Below are 973 nucleotides of genomic sequence, written 5' to 3'. Positions count from 1 at the left end.
GTAAAAACGATCTTGCCAAACGGAGAAAGAGAATTGACAGAGACATTTCAACGATTCGTTTTACATTATGGCTTTGAATGCGAGTTCTGCAACCCAGCCAGCGGAAATGAAAAAGGGAATGTCGAATCAAAGGTGAAATATATTCGAAACAATTTCTTTTTACCTGAACAAACAATCTATCAACTAGAAAGTTTTAATGAATCTTTATGGGAGAAATGTGAGAAGGACTGGAATCGTCCGCATTATGAGAAGGAGCGACTCATCGCTGAATTATTTGAAGAAGAACAAGCGTTATTTCTTCAATTGCCAGCCAAAGAATTTGAATGTGTCCGATATGAGCAGGTCACGGCTGATAAGTATGGTTTCATCCATTTAGAAAACAATTTATATTCCACGTCTCCCCGTTTTGCCAAACAAAAGGTTTTGGCAAAGATCTCTTATCATGAGATTGCCATTTTAACAGAAGAGCATGAGCTGATTATCAAGCACGAGCGTTTATATGGCACAAAACAAAAATCAATGAAATGGCAACCATATCTTACGTTAATGGCCAAAAGGCCAAATGCATTAAAATATACGGATTTCTATGAAAAGATGCCGGAAGAATGGAAAAATTATTTTTCCAATTGTACCGTTCAAGAAAAGAAGGAAGCATTACAACTACTAGCTGTTTTACTAAAAGAACATGATTTCGAAGTTTCGACACAGGCTTTGAGGATTGCCTCCCAGTATGGTCATCCGAAAGTAGAATCGATTAAACAGGTATTTTATCAATTAATCAATGGAAGAGGTATACGAGAGCCAATTCAACCGAAAAAACACGTTCCAGATATGCCGGAAGCCATCCGAGGAGTAAGGCATTATGACCGCCTATTCGAATCCCAAGGAGATGTGGCATCATGGAACAAATGATTAAGGAATATGCCAAAAGACTAAAATTAAGCTGGATTCCAGCCAATTACCATACCATCCA

The 973-nt window shown here is 37.9% G+C and carries 1 protein-coding gene; it reads left to right on the top strand.

From position 1 onward, the window contains the following. Positions 1 to 912 (top strand): Mu transposase domain-containing protein (locus ACFPOH_RS10935; RefSeq protein ID WP_408063444.1); only part of this gene is annotated, 912 nt, incomplete at its 5' end. Positions 913 to 973 lie beyond the last annotated feature (61 nt).

The sequence above is a fragment of the Ureibacillus suwonensis genome, assembly GCF_042655065.1.
GTDB classification, from domain to species: domain Bacteria; phylum Bacillota; class Bacilli; order Bacillales_A; family Planococcaceae; genus Ureibacillus; species Ureibacillus suwonensis.
This window is presented reverse-complemented; position numbering and strand designations above follow the sequence as displayed.